At 38.4% G+C, this 20,404-nt stretch carries 14 protein-coding genes and 1 tRNA gene; 3 read left to right on the top strand and 12 right to left on the bottom strand.

Going from position 1 to position 20,404, the window contains the following annotated elements; all coding sequences use genetic code 11:
• Nucleotides 1-95 precede the first annotated feature (95 nt).
• Both B9O19_RS05445 and B9O19_RS05450 read right to left on the bottom strand, forming a co-directional pair.
• A complete protein-coding gene (locus B9O19_RS05445) occupies nucleotides 96-710 on the bottom strand; it encodes an epoxyqueuosine reductase QueH (protein WP_102365460.1) in 615 nt (204 codons plus the stop codon).
• Between the two features lie 112 nt (nucleotides 711-822).
• Entirely contained in the window at nucleotides 823-1,077 is a 255-nt protein-coding gene (locus B9O19_RS05450; protein WP_102365461.1) for a hypothetical protein, read from the bottom strand.
• A gap of 231 nt (nucleotides 1,078-1,308) precedes the next feature.
• Here B9O19_RS05450 and B9O19_RS05455 point away from each other — a divergent pair.
• Nucleotides 1,309-1,385 (top strand) — tRNA-Arg (locus tag B9O19_RS05455).
• Between the two features lie 40 nt (nucleotides 1,386-1,425).
• Here B9O19_RS05455 and B9O19_RS12270 read toward each other — a convergent pair.
• The 6 genes from B9O19_RS12270 to B9O19_RS05480 form a co-directional block, all read right to left on the bottom strand.
• A complete protein-coding gene (locus tag B9O19_RS12270; protein ID WP_102366618.1) occupies nucleotides 1,426-1,590 on the bottom strand; it encodes a DUF4176 domain-containing protein in 165 nt (54 codons plus the stop codon).
• The gene (locus tag B9O19_RS11645; RefSeq protein WP_154058629.1) at nucleotides 1,544-1,687 is read right to left on the bottom strand and encodes a DUF4176 domain-containing protein; all 144 of its coding nucleotides are present in this window, start codon (nucleotides 1,685-1,687) and stop codon (nucleotides 1,544-1,546) included. The genes B9O19_RS12270 and B9O19_RS11645 overlap by 47 nt, the downstream gene beginning before the upstream one ends.
• Nucleotides 1,688-1,689: 2 nt before the next feature.
• The gene (locus tag B9O19_RS05465) at nucleotides 1,690-2,973 is read right to left on the bottom strand and encodes a M16 family metallopeptidase (RefSeq protein WP_102365462.1); all 1,284 of its coding nucleotides are present in this window, start codon (nucleotides 2,971-2,973) and stop codon (nucleotides 1,690-1,692) included.
• A 17-nt stretch (nucleotides 2,974-2,990) separates the two neighbouring features.
• Nucleotides 2,991-3,119, bottom strand: a complete 129-nt coding sequence (locus B9O19_RS12275; protein WP_102365463.1) for a hypothetical protein — start codon at nucleotides 3,117-3,119, stop codon at nucleotides 2,991-2,993.
• A gap of 848 nt (nucleotides 3,120-3,967) precedes the next feature.
• Nucleotides 3,968-5,377, bottom strand: a complete 1,410-nt coding sequence (locus B9O19_RS05475; protein WP_158648922.1) for a DUF11 domain-containing protein — start codon at nucleotides 5,375-5,377, stop codon at nucleotides 3,968-3,970.
• A 67-nt stretch (nucleotides 5,378-5,444) separates the two neighbouring features.
• Nucleotides 5,445-6,806: a vWA domain-containing protein gene (locus tag B9O19_RS05480; RefSeq protein ID WP_102365465.1), complete on the bottom strand. Its 1,362-nt coding sequence runs from the start codon at nucleotides 6,804-6,806 to the stop codon at nucleotides 5,445-5,447.
• A 1,829-nt stretch (nucleotides 6,807-8,635) separates the two neighbouring features.
• On the opposite strand from B9O19_RS05480, the gene B9O19_RS05485 reads away from it, so the two are divergent.
• On the top strand, nucleotides 8,636-8,959 hold the full coding sequence (locus tag B9O19_RS05485) for a helix-turn-helix domain-containing protein (RefSeq protein ID WP_102365466.1): 324 nt from the start codon (nucleotides 8,636-8,638) through the stop codon (nucleotides 8,957-8,959).
• A gap of 947 nt (nucleotides 8,960-9,906) precedes the next feature.
• Nucleotides 9,907-11,796 carry a sensor domain-containing diguanylate cyclase gene (locus tag B9O19_RS05500; protein ID WP_102366619.1) on the top strand — a complete coding sequence of 630 codons (1,890 nt, stop codon included), beginning with the start codon at nucleotides 9,907-9,909 and terminating at the stop codon, nucleotides 11,794-11,796.
• Between the two features lie 488 nt (nucleotides 11,797-12,284).
• Here the strand turns inward: B9O19_RS05500 and B9O19_RS05505 are convergent, their stop codons facing one another.
• The 4 genes from B9O19_RS05505 to ispG all read right to left on the bottom strand — a co-directional run bounded on the left by B9O19_RS05505 (nucleotide 12,285) and on the right by ispG (nucleotide 20,361).
• A complete protein-coding gene (locus B9O19_RS05505; protein ID WP_102365468.1) occupies nucleotides 12,285-12,692 on the bottom strand; it encodes a VOC family protein in 408 nt (135 codons plus the stop codon).
• Nucleotides 12,693-12,839: 147 nt separating this feature from the next.
• Nucleotides 12,840-14,984: a Tex family protein gene (locus B9O19_RS05510; RefSeq protein ID WP_102365469.1), complete on the bottom strand. Its 2,145-nt coding sequence runs from the start codon at nucleotides 14,982-14,984 to the stop codon at nucleotides 12,840-12,842.
• A 28-nt stretch (nucleotides 14,985-15,012) separates the two neighbouring features.
• On the bottom strand, nucleotides 15,013-19,266 hold the full coding sequence (locus B9O19_RS05515; protein WP_102365470.1) for a PolC-type DNA polymerase III: 4,254 nt from the start codon (nucleotides 19,264-19,266) through the stop codon (nucleotides 15,013-15,015).
• Between the two features lie 36 nt (nucleotides 19,267-19,302).
• Complete coding sequence (ispG, locus tag B9O19_RS05520; RefSeq protein ID WP_102365471.1) at nucleotides 19,303-20,361, bottom strand: flavodoxin-dependent (E)-4-hydroxy-3-methylbut-2-enyl-diphosphate synthase; 1,059 nt, start codon at nucleotides 20,359-20,361, stop codon at nucleotides 19,303-19,305.
• Between the last annotated feature and the right edge of the window lie 43 nt (nucleotides 20,362-20,404).

Below are 20,404 nucleotides of genomic sequence, written 5' to 3' on the forward strand. Positions count from 1 at the left end.
ATGGTTTTTTATATTTTCTTTCTATATAAAAATTGGACTATAGATTTTATTAAGTCATTATAAATTTCCGACAAAATGTTTCACGTAAAACAAAATTACTCTTTTGGTTTTGAATATATACAGCCGCAGTAGTTTTGCCTGTAAAGATTATATTGGGATGAAAGCTCTATTGACTTTTTAAATCCCTCTTTCTTCTTAAAGTCAGAAGGTAAAAATGGAATTTGATACTCATCACCGAGCATATGGCCTATTTCATTAATTTTCTGTGCATTTTTAAGAGGGCTTATAGTGAGGGTAGTGCAGAAGTAATCAAAATTATTTTCTTTTGCTGCCTTAGCTGTAGCTTCTAGCCGCAGCTTGTAGCATTTAAAACATCTTTCGCCGCCTTCGCGGCAGTCCTCCAAACCCTTTGAAATTTCAAAAAACTTTTCCGGTTTGTAATCAGCGTCTAATATATTGATTTTATTTATCGCCGGAAGTTCAGAAATCAGTCTTATTTGTTCCTGTTTGCGTTTTAGATATTCTTCTTTATTTGTTATGTTTGGGTTATAATAAAAAACCGTTATATTAAAATATTTATTTAAATACGCCAAAACATAGCTGCTGCAGGGGGCGCAGCAGCTATGCAATAACAGCGATTTTGTTGTATTTTCACCTTCAATTTTATTAATTATCTTATCAAGTTCCAGTTGATAATTTATCTTATTCATGTTTTCACCTGTAGTATGTTTAAATCATTATATATGTAAAATCACCGGTACATTATATTATATTTTTATATAATCCGTGATGTTGTTATCAAATATTGTCATAGGTTAGGTTTCAATTTTCACTGATTCGGTTAAATAGTTCATTGGCTTCTTTGACAGTTATTTCGTCGTTATCAATCAAGACCTGAAGCCTTGCGGCAATATTACTTTTCAAAAAAGCACGATACTCTTCATACTTACCAAATTGATTAGCCACATCCGCCGGCATAATACCGTTCATAAGCATTTCTTCGATAACAGATTCCTCGGCTCCTGTAATCAACGAAAGTAATAGAGTTACATTACCGCTTTCAACATCAACTAACATATAGTTCACTCCTTTCTCAAGTAGTATATTCAAGTTGGCTTATCCTTATTAATAAAATGTATTATTTTTCTTTACACCTATATCATAACACTTTATTGTTAATAATTGATGAACGATAGGTTAATATTAGTTAAATAATTGTGAAAAATTAATTTATAAAAGTTAATTAAAAGAACTTGATTTTAATAGAAAAAGGTGTTATAATAATATGGTTGTTTGAATAAAGAGTATGCGCCTGTAGCTCAGCTGGATAGAGTGAACGGCTACGAACCGTTAGGTCGGGGGTTCGAATCCCTCCAGGCGCACCATATAGGAACTGACTTTGGTCCGTTCCTATTTTTATTCTTTTTATACTATTTCGGGAATATGTAACAATTTTTCCATATCTGTTTCGGCTGACGAAGCCATCCCTTTATGTAGAATCTTATCAATATCATTATGCTGAAAAAGGGCAATATAATCTTTATCAATGAAACCTTGTAGATAAAGGCATCCAACATAATCGTATAATATAGCAGGATTTTTTTGTTATCTGCTGTCTTTCGTAACTCATAAACGGCCAAGTTCCATTCTTTAATACAACAACCGTTCCTATTGGATAGTATTTCATAATCATAACTCCTTTCTCAAATTATCAAATAAGTTATTAAGCTTAATTTTGCGATAGATTTTGTTATCATTCGATACTGATATAACCAAATTTTGTGAACGAAAAATTTTCTCCGCCGCCTCATTTATATCTCTAACTGTTACATCATCGTACTTACTAATTAGTTCATCTATGGAGCAAAACGGCTCATTTTCAACAAATGTACGCCATCCTATTAAAAAATTCAGTTCATGCACATCGTCAAGCAACCTGTATTGATTGTCAGTATAGAAAACCTTGTTTGACTGCATATCATTTTCTGTCAAGCCGTATTTTGACTGTTGTAATATATCAAATACCGCCGTCAAGCTCTCTTCAATATTTTCGTTATGTACTTCAAATTCAAACGACATTCTTCCCGAGTATCCCGTAAACTCAATACTCCCGCCAATTTCACTTGTAAATCCTAATTTCTCCCTTAAAACCTGTGACAGCTTGGAGGTGACACCGTATCCGATTATACTCTGCAAAATTTCAGCCGCATAACGGTTTACGGATGCTCCGTCTACATCAAATGAAATACTAACATCCGAAAACCCGTCGCTTGAGCCATAAATTCTGTCCGATGCTGAACTACGATTACAAAATTCTTTAACAGTGTATTTGGGCAGCATAAGATTTGTTCCCGTATCAGTCATCGGAAGTTGCTCTAATTCATTTGTAAAGTGCGATAAATCATTACAGCTGAAATTTCCGGTTAAAACCACACAGCAGTTCTCCGGCACAAAAACGCTCCTGCGATATTCATTAACAGATTTTACGCTCATTCTGTTTATATCGGATATATTCCCCATTATAAAAGAACCCTTGGGCGTACTCTCGTAATACTTAATGTCTGCCTTTGAGTACAAGGAATTATACCTGTCCTCAATCTGCCGCTTGACAACACGCTTCTCTGCCTCAACCTCCTGCGGCCGCCACTCAAAGCTTTTGAACACCTTTGATATAAGCAAAAATGCCTCTCTGATTTTTGACGGTGAAACCGTAATGTCAAGGCAGATAAAATCAGCGTATGTTGCCCCATTTAGCGTTGCGCCTATTTTGTCTGTTTCAAAATACAGCTGCCTTTGAGGTATGTCGCAAAGGCGACGAAAGAACATGTGCTCTGTCATGTGTGCAATTCCGCAGATTTTTTCCGGCAGCTTTCGCGCATATATTCCAATGTTCACACTGTGCAGGTGTTCATTTTTTAAATGCTTTACCGTAAGACCGTTATTTAAGATATTTGTTTCAAATTTTGTGTTCATTTAAATACCTTCTTTTTCTAAGGTGTAACAATATTTGCAGGAATCGTCCACCAAAGCGGCGGAGCAAGAGATGGAAGCATTCTTAACCCTCTGTATATGGCATATCCTGCAGCAGCGAAACCGCAGATGACAAACCCTTTGCTCACAGTGCGTTTTTGGTAACATCACTTTAAAGGGCGTGTGCTTTTAATTTACTGTAATTCATAAATTTTTTTACCTCCGTAAATAAAATTATCAATATCACTTGATTTTTACTTACGGATCTGTAAGATACAAATATGCAAATGGGTATCTGCATATCCGGAATTACACATTAACTTGTTGTTACCGGCAGCATTTTAATGTGTATTTTCTTTTACAATCAATTTACACCACGCCTTTCTGATATAATAAATTATTTTATTTCTTTTCATAATCATTATATCAGAAACGAAAGTGACATAGCGTGCCATTTATTATTATATCATATCATTATTATAACAACAATGTTTTATCATTGTACTAACATAATGTATCTTTTTATATCATCAATTTTGGGAATAAGTAGATACAGAGTTATTGTGTCGGATTATATAATTTTGATGTTAATACTGATTATTGAAAGTCGGAATTATTTGTTTTTACTGTATTTTTAGCTAAGTTCTGTAAGTATACTCGCACCATACCGTAGCAAAGAGAACTTTGCTGCGTTTTTTATTCAAAAATTTACATATTCTTTATTACTTCTTCTTTTTAAGAAAAACAGCAGATTTTGAGAGCCTAGGAGTTATCGGGTAAGTCAAAATATATTTAAATTATTCACGCTGGCCAAGCTATAACAAATCGAACCGCATACGGCAGATTACCTCTGTTGTTTATGGGTTCGATTTTATAATAATTTTATTTTGGCTTTATAAGGTTGCAATGTTTAAAACCGTTATTATTTGCTGCAAATTAATAGAAAATTTTTATATAAATTTTTACACCAGATAAAATTGCTCCTCAAATTATAATTCTATATCAAGCAGTAACGCAGTTTCGCTTCAAATTTTGTATTTAATTTTCCGTCACAATCAAGGCTGCAAACTAGATTTTTAAATTTTACGTTGTAACTGTGAGGATTAAAACGATTCGGCAAATTATTAAATGATATGTGGTCTTCATAGCATTCTTTTTTTATTTTTCCATTACAGTCAATATATTTTACGCATATTCCAAATCCTGCAACAACCCTTTTTGTTCGGCCAATGTCATAACAGGCCATATTTGTATTATAAACATAGCATAGTATGAAACGTTTTAAATCGCAGACTGAAATATTTTTTTGTATGCATTGACACAAGCATCGGCTATTCATCTCAACCGACCAGGAATTGCTTTCCGCGCATATGACGTCATCACAGGTGTTTCCGTATACGTATGCTGTGTTGTCAAACGTGACAGGAGTTTGTTTGCAGCATGGCTCTGAGCAAACATATAATACAAATGAAACTGTGTAAATTTGACCGGGACATAACGTTCCAATATAAATACCACTTTGTGGGTTTTCATTTGTTGGTCCGCATCCGTCTTTTATTGTTGAGCTTGTTTTATAGCATAATCCTTGCGGAATATTATCATAGACAACTACATTAGTAAGCGCTGTACTGCAGGGATTGGATATTTTCAGAGTGTAGACTATTTCCTCGCAGAGACAGCACACGGAGGTCTTGTCGGCGTGCTTTGTGATTTTAAGTCCGGCATTAACAATTCTAACAGAGCTGCATTTACAGCTTCCTAATCCATATCTGCAGCAATTGCTGCAGTCTAAATAGCAATACCTGACGAAAGCTCGGTTTACTATATCACAGGATACAGCATAGTTTACAGACACGCTGTATCTTAGTTCGGCTGTTTGACCCGGCGGCAGACTGCCGATTGAAATTCCGGTTTGCAGTGTTTCCTGCGGTTTTGGCGCTGGCTGTATAGAACCGGGGATTACGGAAACTCCGGGCGGAAGCGTGTCAAAAATTTGAACTGAGTCCAGCAATACAGCCGAGTGATTTGTAAACTCTACTGTATAGGTTATGGTATCTCCTATTTGAGCAGTTGATACGCTGGCTCTTTTATTGGTACTGGTCCAAATCAAACAACTATCACATGCACAGTTGTTCACACATAATGTTTGGCAAGGGTTATCTATCTGAACTGTCTTTTGTTTAGTTACAAATGATTCGCATCCCGGTAAAATGATTTCATCACCGTCACGGCAGCAAATTAGATTGCTGATGTCTGTTGCAGAACCGGGGACAAGCGATAGTCCGCTGCAGCCGCCGTAAGTAATATCATACATACGAATGCTATTCGTGCAAAATAATTTATAGTCCAGTTTAGCGTCAGTATTATTACAATTATTTAATGCTTTGCAGGAAAGGTCTGTCGGCATTGCATATTTGTCTCCTTTCAAAAAAAGGGAACGGGATAACCGTTCCCTTTTCATAATATCCTATTTTCTAAGAAGCTGTCGTAAAACCGGAACAGCACGAATAATTGTTGTCAATATAATTTGCTACAAACTGAGCTCTGACAACACGTTCTGAACAAAGTCCAAAGCCCTCGTCCGGCAGAATGAACTGTATGCATGAAACAAGCACATCTGAACAAGTTGGCAATCCGTGCGGCGGAATGACAAAGGTTTTCATACCACGGGGCTGAATTTCGTTGTTTGGATCTAATTCTGTCAAAATGACCGCTAAAGCAACGCGCCTGTCAGGACAAACATTTAGCAGATTAACATCCAGCTGTAAAATTCGGCCTGTGTCATTTAGCTCCAAATTACCTGCGTCAAACTGTATAAACTCGTTGCATCCGGTCAGCGGTATGTCTATCGGTGTAGAGCATAAGTCAACAGGGACTACAGACTGGCAATCTACAAAAACAGAAGGATTAGCAAAGCTGGCAGTATTTCCCTCATTATCTGTATATGAAATAGATTGGTCAATGTTTTTAATACCTGAAGTAGTGGCGTTATGCTTGATAGTAAATCTAACCGTTGCGCTTTCGGTAGAAGTTGAGCCAAGCTGGCTAATGTTCCATCGGAATGATGTTCCTGTCAGCATTGATATAGTGCCCACCGAAGCTGTTGGAGTGCCGGTAATAATAAAATCAGGATTTATTACCTCATTTATTACTATATCAGTTGCACCGGGGACTGATATATTTGCCGCTAAATCTGCAAATAATTGTTCCAGTTCGGAGCTGTCCGGAGCAATAGAAACATGTGTTATATCGGGGTCTGACGCCCAATTATTCAGAGCGTCAATATCGATTCCGCCATTGCCAACGAGACCAATTGCGTAAATTGTAATTCCCATGGCTTTTGCAGCGGCAGCAATTGGAGACGGATTTGGACCGGTTGTGGTTTCACCGTCAGTAAACATAACAATGACGCGGTTGTTGGTTGATGAGTTCAAAAGCGACGTTGCCTGTGTGAAAGCGTCGCCATGGTTTGTTAGTCCGTCGGCAGTCAGTGACGCTGCAGCTGATTTCAAATTTGATACAGAAGTGATAAGTCCGGTATTTTGAACCGCCGTATCTGCAAAACTAACTATACCAATACGGCTGCCGGAACCAATTTGACCGGGACTTCCGTCGGTAGCGTCGGAGATAATATCTATAAAAGTATTAACGCCAGTTTTCAAATCAGCGAGCGGCTGACCTTCCATACTTCCGGAACGGTCAAGGACTAAAACAATATCTGTTGGATTGGTGGTGATATCCGGTGCGGCGGTGATTCCAATTGTAACATTTAAAGAACCCTGACAATTGATGGAGCTAACACCGCCTATAGATTTATTTGAACTAATTATTCCCATTTCTATAACCTACCTTATAATAATTTGAGCATTACGCTCAATATCAATATATGTCGAAAAATCATATATGTTAATATATTATAGCAGGTGAAAATCATATAAATAATAAAATAAAAGTATGTGAATAGTGAGCGTCGGCAGGCCGCATTTATGCGGAGCGTAAGGCGAGCAACGCGGGCAGGAAGTAATACTAAAAGTTTATACTATTCCGTGCCTACGCACCTAACGAGGTGGTCTGCGACCATCCTACCGAGGTTTGTCCCCAAAACCTAAAAAAGTTTAATATATAAAAGTTAATGATCATCGTAGTCTTCAAGTTTTTTTAATGTATCATTTCAAAGTTTTTCTAAAAGATTTTTCTAATATTTATATATATACAATCTAAACAATTTCCTTGAATATTTAAAGAAATATTAACAAAAAAAGGGTTAAATAGTGAGCATCGGCAGGCCGCAATTATGCGGCGCGTAAGGCGAGCAACGCGGGCAGGAAGTAATACTAAAAGTTTATACTATTCCATGCCTACGCACCTAACGAGGTGGTCTTCGACCACCCTACCGAAGTTTGAAAACCCCTTCAAATATTAATAAGATAAAAGTTAATGATTATCGTAGTCTTCAAGTTTTTTTAATGTATTATCTCTAAGTTTTTCTAAAAGATTTTTTTAATATTTATATATATACAATCTAAACAATTTCCCTGAATATTTAAAGAAATATTAACAAATAAAGAGGTTTATAGTGAGCGTCGGCAGGCCGCATTTATGCGGAGCGTAAGGCGAGCAACGCGGGCAGGATATAAAACTAAAAGTTTATACTAATATACTATTCTATGCCTGCGCACCTAACGAGGTGGTCTGCGACCACATAGAGTATACATATTATTGACATTGTAGGTTGAAATTAAATACCTTTTGTTGCTCACACCCACTTTCATAGAAAGTGGGGTCACACCCTACCGAAGTTTGAAAACCCCTTCAAATATTAATAAGATAAAAGTTAATGATTATTGTAGTCTTCAAGTTTTTTTAATGTATCATCTCTAAGTTTTTCTAAAAGATCTTTTTTAATATTTATATATACAGTCCAAACAATTTCCCTGAATATCTAAAAAAATATTAATAAAGAAAGTGGAAATAGTGAGCGTCGGCAGGCCGCATTCATGCGGCACGTAAGGCGAGCCGTGTGGACAGGATATAAAACTAAAAATGTAAACTAATATACTATCCCACGCCTACGCACCTAACGAGGTGGTCTGAGACCACCCTACCGAGGTTTGCCCCCCCAAAAACCCCAAAAAATTTTTAATATATAAATAGTTAATAATTATCGTAATCTTCAAGTTTTTTTATGTATCATTTCTAAGTTTTTCTAAAAGATCTTTTTTAATATTTATATATACAAGCTAAACAATTTCCTTGAATATCTAAAAAAATATTTTTTAATGTGCAATAATTTTTGAGCCAATAAATACAAAGATAATTCTCACACAACATAATTGTCCCACCATACAAAGATATAATACAATTATATTACAATTTGCATAATATCAAGTACCCGAAGTATATTTGCAAATTATTCTTCTATAATAATGCGTAAATGAAGTATTTATAGGAGAGATATTATGAAATCAATCGAAGCAGTATTAGGAGACTTTGTAGAGATTAGGAAATTGTGATGTAAACGACCCGATAATTTCTTTTGTGCTTTGTACACAAAAGAAAAAGCCCTGTTTATTTCACGTTGACTTTGTGTACTACCATGAATAAATATGAAAAGATAATCAAATATAATATAAATAATTTAAAAGTAGCTTGAGGAGAGAAGAAAATGTATGAGGAATATATAAGGGAAAGAATAACAGAATTGCGAATGAGAAAAAACATATCAGAAAGATGTATGAGTTTAGATATGGGACATTCGGAAGGATATATAAATCATATAACATCAGGAAAAGCAATGCCGTCAATGAGTGAATTTTTTGAAATATGCAGATATTTTGGGATAACGCCATATGAATTTTTTAATGAAAATATGAAGTATCCTGAAAAAATACATAAAATAATAAAAGGAATAAAAAAACTAAATGAAAAGGATACAGAGCTGATAATTAATTTAATAGAAAGTTATAAAGATAGTAATAAAAAATATTAACAAATCGGGGACTGCGCTCCTCACGCGGCAGATTTCATCTGCATTGATACATATTAATGATATTGCAGGTAATGGTAAAATAAGTTAGAATGTATCACACACACTTTTTTTAAAAGTGTGGTCACAGCTACCGAAATTTTCCAAAACAACAATTTTTATCAAATGAAATAAATAGGAACTTGGAATATCTTTATTCACGGTAGTTTACAAAGTCAACGGGAAAGAAACAGGGCTTTTTTCATCATGAAGCCATGCTTCATGGTGAAATGAGCGGGGAGCGAGCGCCCCTTGGAGCCGTTAGGCGACCTAAGCGAGCAAGCACTTTTTCTTTTATTTGAGTATTCATAATAATGACATTGTAGGTTATTTAAAACAAGTAACTTTGTATCACACGCACCATACAGGTGCGGTCACAGGTGAAGCGTTTCTTTTTCTTGCCAGAAAAAGAAATGGTTCAAACACCTTATTATGTAATAATAAAATTTTTTATATGGGGTCATATACAAAGTAAATATATGGTTTATATAATATTATATGGTTTATACAACATACTATATCCATTGTTATATAGTGGTTATATTTTTTAACTATAATTAAAAGTATTAAAAAAAGATAGGAAGTATGACATAATATCAATTATTTAAGAAAAGCGGTGTGCCGCAATCTACTATAAGTACAATATTAAATTGTTCATATCTAAGTGTAAAAATACGTATTATATATGAACTTTGTGAAGGTTTTGATATAAGCCTTGAGAAATTTTTTAACTTTCCGCTGTTCGAGCGTGAAAATATCGATGATTAAAATTGTGCTGTCAGCAAAAAATAAATTTAATATAAGTTTTTATTTGTTTATTTTTAGTGACTTTTTTACTGATATATGCTATACTGTTATTATAATAGTTTTAAAAAATTGGTGCAGTATATCAGAATTGGGGGCGCAGGATGTTGAAAGGGAGAAAACTTTTAAAAATTAACCTGCTGGTAAGTATTATATTGGTATTTGGCTTCATTATAACTTCATTTTTGAGTTATAATGCCAATTACAGAACCTCTCTCAGTAATGTGGAGCAGGTGTCGTCTCTGACGGCCGAAAGTATATATTATCAGCTGACTACTATGTTCACACGTCCTGTTAACATCTCGCTTACTATGTCGAGAGACACTCTCCTGGTTACCCAGCTTAATGAAGAAACAAAGCAGATGAATAATGAGGAATATATCTCAACACTGAAAAATTACCTTGAGACATACCGCGGAAAATATAATTTTGACTCTGTCTTTCTTGTCTCCGAAGCGACTAAACGGTATTATAACTTTAACGGCGTAGACCGCGTTCTGACTGAGGATAATCCTGAAAACGTTTGGTATTATGATTTGATGAAAAGCGGGCAGGAATATTCGTTAAATGTTGATAACGATGAAGTTGACGGCGCAGACAACGCCATAACTGTTTTTGTAAACTGCAAGATATACGGAGAGAATAACAAGGTTTTGGGAGTAGTCGGAGTAGGAATAAGAATAAGCTATCTTAAGGACTTTTTGAAGACCTATGAGGAAAAATATCATCTGAGAACCTGTTTGGTAAATGAGGACGGCATAATCGAAATATCCACTACACATACAGGTTATGGCAGAACCGATTGGTTTAGCGAATACGGCAGGGAATCTATACGCAGTCAGGTGCTTGACTGGAAGAGCGATAAGAGTAATTTAGAATTTTGGACTGAAAACGAGGATAACAGTCAGGAAAAAAGTTTTGTGGCTTCACGTTATATTCCGGAGCTGTCATGGCACTTGGTAGTTGAGCAGGACACCGGAAGTATAATCGGTCAGATGAAAATAAGACTTTATTTGACAGCAGTTATTATTATCGGAATCATTATTATTGTATTGATAATAATAAGTTTAGTATTATTTAAGTTTATAAAGCAAATATCAGAACTCATGGAGGAACGTCAGGCAATATTTAAAAAGGCTACTGAGGAACTTTATGACAATATTTATGAATTGAATATAACTAAAAATGGTTATGCAAACGCTCCCACAAAACAGTACTTTGAGAGTTTGGGCGCAAAGGGTCTGCCGTATAACAAGGCGCTTAAAGTTGTGGCTGAGAAGCAGATTAAAAAAGAATACAGAGAGGGATATATTTCAACGTTTTCGCCCGAAAACGTCATTAAAGAATTTGAGAGCGGAAATAATCATTTAAGTTATGACTTTTTGATTACTCAGAATGATATGGACTATTTTTGGATGCGTATTGACGCATATATATTCCTGTCACAAGAGGATAACTGTATTCACATGTTCACATATCGTAAGAATATAGACGCGGAAAAACAAATAGAGCGTCGGGCGTCGACAGATGAGATGACCGGATTCCTTACTAAAACGGCGACTGAGCATTCTATTATGTCTGAATTATCTGAAAAGCCGGAGGACTTATATGCGTTCTTTATCTTTGACATAGATAATTTTAAACAGGCAAACGACCAATTTGGTCACTCATTTGGGGATTACTGCCTTAAAGAGTTTACTGAGGTTATAAGGAACCATTTCAGGGACGGCGATATATTGGGACGTATCGGCGGAGACGAATTTGTGGCGTTTATACCGATTCCTGATACCAGATGGGTGGAAAGCAAAGCGAGAGAGTTATCAGCAGCTTTAAACTTCAACTGCGTAAGAGAGGAAAAGGAGTGGAAGCTGTCCTCAAGTATAGGCGTGTCGATTGCTCCGGAAGACGGAAACGACTTTAAAACATTGTATGAGAAGGCGGACGCTGCTCTGTACCGTACCAAGCAGAGAGGAAAGAACGGATACACCATATATTAAAAGCAGAATAAAGAGGAGACTGCCGCAAGTTTGGGAGATTCATCTAATTTATTTTGACGGTGTATAATAATAGGATTTTAAATAATGATGGTGACCCACAAAAAAGTTAGATTTTTGGTCTAACTTTCGTGGGTCACATCATTATAAAGAAGTTTTATTTTTTATTGCCTATATGCAAGAAACTATATAAATTTTTTTATTGTTTACGCTGAATTTATACGTTGATTAATAATTAATAAGCTGATTTATTTATACTGTAATATGAAAACACCGTATACGTTCATGTTGTATTTCCAAATAGTTCTGACTTTTGGTATACAATTTATTGAAAGCATAGGGTATTTAGTCTATTGTTTTATATTTTAAGAACAAGTTAATTTAACAGAAATATTATCGCGTCAAGACTGCGAATAAAAATTTTAATAATTACTTCTATATTTCTGAATTTCCATAACTGCTATTATTGTCTGTTATATTTATATAATTTTTTATATTCCGCTGGCATCATTGAGTTCAAACAGGTTGCCTTCAGGGTCCCTGAAATAGGTGCAGCGCATACCCCAATCCTCAATAGTCTGTGGTTCTCCTAAAAACTGCACTCCTGCCTCTTTCAGACGTTTATAGTCTTTTTCAAGGTCATCTGAGGGGATAACGGCTACAACGGTATCAGGCTGTGAATTGCAGTCGGGCTGGTTATAGCCTTTAAACATACTCATATTTTCTCCGTTAAAAATTGCAAAGCAAGGCGGAGCGTCTTTTTCTACGGCAAAAGAGGTATAAGGACCGTTTCTGTCACCCCATACCGGAGTTAAGCCGATTTTATCCGTGTAAAAGTCAAAACATTCTCCATAATTCTTCCGAACCAAAATTCTGATTGTAGTATTATCAAACCGCATTTGTTTTACCTCCAATATATTTTTTATTTAGATATTAGTTAAGGCTTGTCCTAAATATTTCGTGGTTTTTATTTGATACCCATGTGCATTGGTAATTTTCGAATATTGTTTATAAATAGTAAAATATATAACTGTGGTTCAATTATATTAATCTTTAAAATTCATTGACAGACTGATTCTGTTCTTTTTGGTGTCAACATCAATAATTTTTACCTGAACAATGTCTCCGATAGAAACAACGTCGGTCGGGTGCTTAACATAGTTTTCGGACAGCTGGGATATATGAACAAGACCGTCCTGATGAACGCCTATATCCACAAAAGCGCCGAAATCAATTACATTTCTCACAGTTCCGGTCATTATCATGCCGGGTTTTAAGTCGTCTATACTCATAACGTCACTTCTGAGCAACGGCTGTTCAATATCGTCACGCGGGTCGCGGCCGGGTTTTTGAAGCTCTTTTATTATATCTTTTAATGTGGGGACTCCAATATCTAACTTTTGCGCAAGACTTTTAAGGCCGTGCTTGTTTACTGCTTCATCTAGGTTTTTCAGACCATCGCTGCTTATATCCTTGAAACCGCACTCAGAAAGCAGCATTTTGGCGGCGTCATAGCTTTCCGGATGGACCGACGTGTTGTCCAAAATATTTTTTCCGTCTGTTATTCTGAGAAATCCGGCGCACTGTTCGAAGGCTTTAGGACCAAGTTTAGACACTTTTTTCAGCTGTTTTCTGTCAGTAAATCTTCCGTTTTCCTCACGGTAACTGACTATATTTTTGGCTATAGCCGAGCTTATGCCGGAAACATAACTGAGCAAAGGTGCCGATGCGGTGTTTAAGTCAATACCGACGTTGTTTACCGCGTCCTCGACCACGCCGCCGAGCGCTTCAGCCAGTCGTTTTTGGTTCATGTCATGCTGATATTGTCCTACGCCTATCGCTTTAGGTTCGATTTTTACAAGCTCAGCCAGCGGGTCCTGAATCCTTCTGGCAATAGATATAGCGCTTCTTTGGGTGACGTCAAAATCCGGGAATTCCTCGGTTGCCAGTTTTGAAGCAGAATACACTGAGGCGCCTGCCTCATTTGTTATAAGATATTTAACTTTTGTACCGGGTATGGTCTTTAAAAGTTCTGCTGTAAATATCTCAGTCTCCTTTGAAGCCGTGCCGTTTCCTATGGAAATCAAGTCCACATCATGTTTTTTTATAAGGTTTTTAATAAATTCGGCGGCTGATTTTTTCTGCGCTTCCGAATGTGTAATATAAATAACCCCTGTGTCTAAAACCTTGCCTGTTCCGTCGACTACTCCGACTTTACAGCCGGTTCTGTAACCCGGGTCAAGGCCGATAACCACCTTGTCCTTGATAAGCGGCTGCATAAGAAGATTGTGCAGATTTGTTTTAAATATTTTTATCGCTTGTTCCTGAGCGTTTTCAGTCAGTTCGTTTCGTATTTCCCTTTCTATAGACGGGGCAATCAGTCTCTTATAAGAGTCGTCCACAGCGGCGCCAAAATATTTGTGTTCGCCGCCGTCAAGTTCTTTCCGTTTTAAGTAATTGATTATTTTCTCTGCGTCCGGTATGATTGATACATTTAAGACTTTTTCTTTTTCGCCCCTATCCATTGCGAGAACTCTGTGCGGAGCTATCTTTGATACCCCTTCAGAAAAATCATAATACATCTCATATACTGTTTCAGCCTCGGGGTCTGTTGCCTTTGAAGTAATCACGCCCGTCTGGAAGGTTATGTCTCGGATTTTTTTCCTATGTTCAGCATTATCTGATATTTGTTCGGCGATGATGTCCATAGCTCCGTTCAGAGCGTCTTCAATTGATAATACTTCATTTTCCTCGCTTACAAAGTCTTCCGCTCTTTTTTCGAGTTCCTCATCACTCAGCATTTGTGAGTATATCAGCACTGAGAGAGGCTCAAGACCTTTCGCTTTGGCTATAGTAGCCCTGGTTTTCCTCTTGGGTCTGTATGGGCGGTATAAATCCTCAATCTCTGTGAGCTTTTCTGCCTTATCGATTGCCGCAGCCAGTTCCGGAGTCAGCTTGCCCTGTTCCTCAATAATGCGCTTGACGTCCGCCTTGCGTTCCTCCATGTTTCTCAGATAACTGAGCCTTTCGTTTAAGTCGCGGAGTATTTCATCGTTAAGCTCACCGGTGGCTTCTTTTCTGTAACGCGAAATAAATGGGATAGTATTCCCCTCATCAATTAGCTTTACAGTGTTTTCTACTTGCCAAGCGTTAAGTTTAAACTCCTCTGCAAGCTTCTTTAGTATATCCATGTATCAATTTCTCCTTAATATCTATATTTTAAAACGAAATCTGCGAACTGTCAGGTAGACTGTCAAGGACCCCGTTTTCGCCGAGAACTTCTATAACCGTTTTAGTTATTCCGGCTCTGTTTTTCAAATCTTCCTTTGACATAAAGTCTCCGTCTTCACGGGCTGACGCTATTGCTTCAGCAGCGTTTGTTCCAACTCCGGCAAAGGCGTTAAGCGGCGGAAGTATTTTTCCGTCCTTTTTCCCGAATTTATATGGGTGGCTTTCGTAAAGGTCTACGGGCGCAAAGTCAATACCGCGCTCATACATTTCCTGACATATTTCTAATATAGTAAGCAGATTTTTCTCGTTTGCGGTAGCCGAGTTGCCTTTAATTTTTATCTTCTTCATTTCCTGAATGACCTTTTCTTCTCCGTGCGCCATTATAGCGGCGTCAAAAAGGTCGGCTCTAACTGTAAAGTAGGCCATATAGAATTCGGCAGGATAGTGAACTTTGAAGTAGGCTATCCTGAACGCCATCATTACATATGCGGCGGCATGAGCCTTAGGGAACATATACTTTATCTTTTTACAGGAGTTAATATACCATTCAGGCACGTTATTTTCACGCATAGCGGCTTCAAAGTCTTCCGGCATACCCTCTTTTGCGGCTCTGCCCTTTCTGACAAACTCCATGATTTTAAACGCCATGCTGGGTTCAAGCCCATGGTGCAGAAGGTATACCATAATATCGTCACGCAGTCCTATAACTTCAGACAGGGTTGCGGTTTTATTCTTGACAAGGTCCTGCGCGTTGTTAAGCCAAACATCAGTACCGTGGGAAAGTCCGGATATTATAAGCAGTTCCACAAAGGTTGTCGGCATAGTGTCAACCAGCATTCCGCGGACAAAGTTGGTTCCAAATTCAGGAACGCCAAAGGTTCCTACCTTACTGTCAATCTGTTCGGGTTTGATGCCAAGAGCCTCAGTGCTGCTGAACAAACTCATTGTTTCTTTATCGTCAAGAGGAATCTCCAAGGCGTTTATACCTGTCAAATCCTCCAGCATTCTTATTGTTGATGGGTCATCGTGTCCGAGTATGTCCAGCTTTAGCAGGTTGTCATGTATAGAATGGAAATCAAAGTGTGTGGTTATAATGTCTGAATCCTTTTTGTCAGCCGGGTGCTGAACAGGAGTAAAGTCATGTATATCCATGGTCTTGGGGCACACTATGATTCCGCCAGGATGCTGCCCTGTCGTTCTCTTCACATCGACAATACCCTTTGAAATACGCTTTAGTTCAGCGTCAGGGGCCACTATTTCCTTTTTCTCATAATATTTTCTTGCAAACATAACTGCCGTCTTGTCGGCAATGGTGCCGATTGTTCCGGCCTTGAATACGTACCCGTCTCCAAAAAGCTCGCCGACATATTTGTGAGCCGTCGCCTGATATTCTCCCGAAAAGTTCAGGTCAATATCAGGAACCTTGTCGCCTTCAAAGCCTAAAAATGTTTCAAACGGTATCGTAAGACCGTCTTTTCTGAGCGGCGCGCCGCATTTCGGACAGGTCTTATTCGGCATGTCCATACCGGTGGGGTATTCTCCGTTGTCATAAAATTCACTGTACTTGCAGTCCGGGCACACATAGTGAGGACAGAGTGCGTTTACCTCTGTTATACCGGACAAGAATGCAACAAAGGAGGAGCCGACGCTTCCTCGGCTTCCAACCAGGTAGCCGGCGTCGTTTGATTTTTTAACCAGCTTATGCGCAATCATATACATAACCGAGTATCCGTATTTAACAATACAGCCCAGTTCTCTCTCCATGCGCTCCTCAACTATTTCAGGCAGGTTGTCGCCGTAGATTTCATGAGCCTTACTGTGACACATATCAATCAAATCCTGCTCACAGTTTTCAATGGTCGGAGGGTATGAGCCGTCCTTAACAGGCTGAATATCTTCTATCATGTCAGCTATTTCAACAGTATTATCTATTACTATCTCTTCTGCCCTGTCGCCAAGATAACTGAACTCGTCCATCATTTCGGCGGTGGTTCTCAAGTACAGCGGGGCCTGGTTATCAGCGTCTTCAAAACCCTGAGCGCCCATCAGCACGCGCCTGTACATCTCGTCTTTGGGGTCAAGAAAATGAACGTCGCAGGTTGCAACAGTTTTCCTGCCTATCTTGTCACCAATGCTCACAATCTTTTTGTTTATCTCGATTAGTTCATTATCGTCTCTAACTTGTCCGTTACGCTTCATAAAAGCGTTGTTTCCTAATGGCTGAATTTCAAGATAGTCATAAAATTTTGCTATCTCTGCCAGCTTGTCTTCGGATTTCTTATTTATGATAGCCCGGTAAAGCTCTCCGGATTCACAGGCTGAGCCTACTATAATCCCCTCGCGGTATTTGTGGAGCAGACTTTTGGGTATTCCGGGTTTCCTATAGAAGTAGTCTAGATTTGACCTGGATATTAACTGGTATAAGTTTTTGAGCCCGACATAGTTTTGTGCCAGAAGTATAATGTGATATTTCCTGGTCTTCACGACCGGATTGTCTTTATCCAGTTCGGGAATCTCAGCTTCAGCCGCCGCCGCGTCTTTCCATGCGGTCATATCCATCATTTTTATGAAGCAGTAGGCAGTTGCCGTGGCGTCTGCGACAGCTCTATGGTGGTTGTTAAGCTCAACGCCCAGCCTTTGGCACATAATATTTAACTTGTGATTGTTTTCATTTTTGAATATATTTCTGGACATCTCCAGCGTGTCCATTGTTTTATTAGGAAAATATAACTTGAGGCGGCGTGCATTTGAGTATATAAATCCCATATCAAATTTTGCGTTATGTGCTACCATTATACCGTCGCCGCAGAATTTTCGGAATTTTGGCAGAACTTTATCAATCGTGGGTTTATCCTCAACCATTTCATTGGTAATCCCAGTGAGTTCTGTAATTTGCTCCGATATTTCCATTTCTGGGTTAACAAGCTGTGAGAACTTATCCACTATAATACCGTCTCTGATTTTTACAGCGCCTATCTCAGTTATTTTGTCACGGTCTGAACTCAGACCGGTAGTCTCTAAGTCAAAGACTATGTATGTTCCTTTCCTCATTTCCCTTATGTCGTTAAGGCGTTTGGAATCTATGTCGTCGATTAAATAGCCTTCCATTCCATATATCATTTTCAGACCTTTGTGAGCTTTTGCTGCCTTTCTGGCGTCAGGGAATCCTTGGGCAACTCCGTGGTCGGTTATAGCGACAGCAGGATGCCCCCAGTAAGCCGCTCTGTCAACCAAAGACCCAACGGATGAAACAGCGTCCATAGCACTCATTTTAGTATGCATATGAAGTTCAACGCGCTTTTTGGGATAAGTGTCTTGTCTGACAGGCGGAGCCGGTATCAGCAGTGCAGAGGTTACTTTGATTACAAAACTGTGAAGGTATTCGTCAAATTCATAGTTTCCCGCAACTTTGAGACGGTTGCCCTCTTTAAGCATTCCGGTCAGGGTTTTCATTTTTTCAGAATTTCCGAAAGCGCTGCAGGTGGTTGCCCATTCGTCATCACCTATAGAAAATTTTATTGAGGTGTTGGAACGGTTACCGCGGACTATGTCTCTGCTTTCGAAATCAATAATTTCCCCTTCAACAACGCAATATTTTGTTTCTTCGGTCAGTTTGATTATTGGCGTCGGGTCTTCATCTATGTATTTTCCAAATGATTTCGGCGATTCGGACGGAGCCGCCGCCTTTTCGGGTCTTCTTTCCTGGATAGAAGCGGCCACAAGCTTAGATTCTAACTCTGATTGCCGCTTGAGATATTCCTCTCGGTCGGTTTCAGCAAAACAAAGATTAACCGTAACGTTAAGATCGATTCCAAACGCAATATGCTCACGCATAAAGGCTGAAAAATTCATGTTATTCAGAGCGGACTCACAGCCGTTAATATTTTTAACAATGAGAGTATTATCATTAAGCTCCCCTGTGGCTCCTATTAAAAATGCCTTTCCAGCATCATGGCTTGCGAGAAAAGCGTCCAGCAGGTAAGAAAAATATTGGTCTGAAAAATCAAGACCGGGATACTTAACAAATATTTCAAAATCGTTCAGACCATATGATTGTTTGGTCATGTTTATAAACGCTTTTGTTTCTGGGATTGGCAGCAGATTCTGCCCTTTTAAGTAAAGCTTTATATTATTATAATTTGTATCTATATTACAGGATACTATTTCATAGCTTGACAAAAGCGACGCGTAATTTTCAAGCACGGTCACCCTGTCAAAAATATCCAGTATGGTTGGGCTCATTTTATCATCTTCCTTTTAAAACTTCATTTTATTCGGTTAAACCATTTTATTAATTTCATCAATCAAACATGGAATAATCTCATCTTCACTGACCTTTTTAATTATTTCTCCGTGCTTAAACAATACGCCGCAGCCATCGCCGCCGGCTATTCCTATATCCGCGTCTTTGGCTTCTCCGGGGCCGTTGACAACGCAGCCCATAACGGCGACTTTCAGATTTTTATTTATTCCTTCCACTGCGTCGTTGACAGCGTTGGCTATGGAAATAAGATCAATTTTGGTTCTGGCGCATGTTGGGCATGAAACTACTTCGATATAATTTTCGTCTAAGTCTAAAGCTCTAAGTATTGATTTGGCTGCGGATACTTCCAAAATTGGGTCGTCAGTCAGAGATACTCTTATCGTATCCCCTATTCCATCAACAAGGAGCGAGCCAATACCTACGGAGGATTTTACTATCCCCTGTTTAATTGTTCCGGCCTCAGTTACTCCAAGATGCAGCGGATAATCAAAAGTTTGGCTGGCAAGCCTGTATGCTCTGACAGTTGCCGCAACGTTGGAGGATTTCATTGACAGCACAATGTTATCAAAGTCAAAACGGTTTAGAATTTCGACATGCCGTTTTGCGCTTTCGACCATTGCTTTCGGCAAATCTCCGCCGCACTTATCAAGCAGACCTTTTTCAAGGGAGCCTGCATTCACACCGATACGGATAGGAATATTTTTGGCGGCCGCGGCCTTGGCTACCGCTTCGGCATTTTCTTCACCGCCTATGTTGCCGGGATTTATACGAACCTTGTCTATTCCGCGCTCAATACACATTAAGGCCAGGCGGTAGTCAAAGTGAATATCGGCTACCAGCGGAACATTTGTTCTGTTCTTTATTTCTTCAACGGCTTCAGCGCTTTCTTTGTCCGGAACGGAAAATCTAACTATATCACAGCCGGCTGAGGCCAAATCGTTAATTTGTTTAGTTACTTTTTCTATATCATAAGTCGGAACGTTTGTCATTGACTGTATAGCGACCTTATTTCCGCCGCCTATTGTAATGTTTCCGATTTTAACAGGTTTTGTATGTATTGAAATTTCTTCCATAATAACCACCCCGGATAAGTTTTTTTATCTATATATTTTATCA

Origin of the sequence: Monoglobus pectinilyticus (assembly GCF_002874775.1) — a bacterium.
In the GTDB taxonomy this organism is placed as follows: Bacteria; Bacillota; Clostridia; order Monoglobales; family Monoglobaceae; genus Monoglobus; species Monoglobus pectinilyticus.

Bases quoted from the DNA above. Each gene is read 5' to 3' on its own strand.
- ispG (WP_102365471.1), bottom strand. From the start codon at position 20,361: ATGGAAGAAATTTCAATACATACAAAACCTGTTAAAATCGGAAACATT.
- B9O19_RS05510 (WP_102365469.1), bottom strand. From the start codon at position 14,984: ATGGATATACTAAAGAAGCTTGCAGAGGAGTTTAAACTTAACGCTTGG.
- B9O19_RS11645 (WP_154058629.1), bottom strand. From the start codon at position 1,687: ATGAAATACTATCCAATAGGAACGGTTGTTGTATTAAAGAATGGAACT.
- B9O19_RS05445 (WP_102365460.1), bottom strand. From the start codon at position 710: ATGAATAAGATAAATTATCAACTGGAACTTGATAAGATAATTAATAAA.
- B9O19_RS05475 (WP_158648922.1), bottom strand. From the start codon at position 5,377: ATGCCGACAGACCTTTCCTGCAAAGCATTAAATAATTGTAATAATACT.
- B9O19_RS05480 (WP_102365465.1), bottom strand. From the start codon at position 6,806: ATGGGAATAATTAGTTCAAATAAATCTATAGGCGGTGTTAGCTCCATC.
- B9O19_RS05515 (WP_102365470.1), bottom strand. From the start codon at position 19,266: ATGAGCCCAACCATACTGGATATTTTTGACAGGGTGACCGTGCTTGAA.
- B9O19_RS05505 (WP_102365468.1), bottom strand. From the start codon at position 12,692: ATGCGGTTTGATAATACTACAATCAGAATTTTGGTTCGGAAGAATTAT.
- B9O19_RS05485 (WP_102365466.1), top strand. From the start codon at position 8,636: ATGTATGAGGAATATATAAGGGAAAGAATAACAGAATTGCGAATGAGA.
- B9O19_RS05465 (WP_102365462.1), bottom strand. From the start codon at position 2,973: ATGAACACAAAATTTGAAACAAATATCTTAAATAACGGTCTTACGGTA.
- B9O19_RS05450 (WP_102365461.1), bottom strand. From the start codon at position 1,077: ATGTTAGTTGATGTTGAAAGCGGTAATGTAACTCTATTACTTTCGTTG.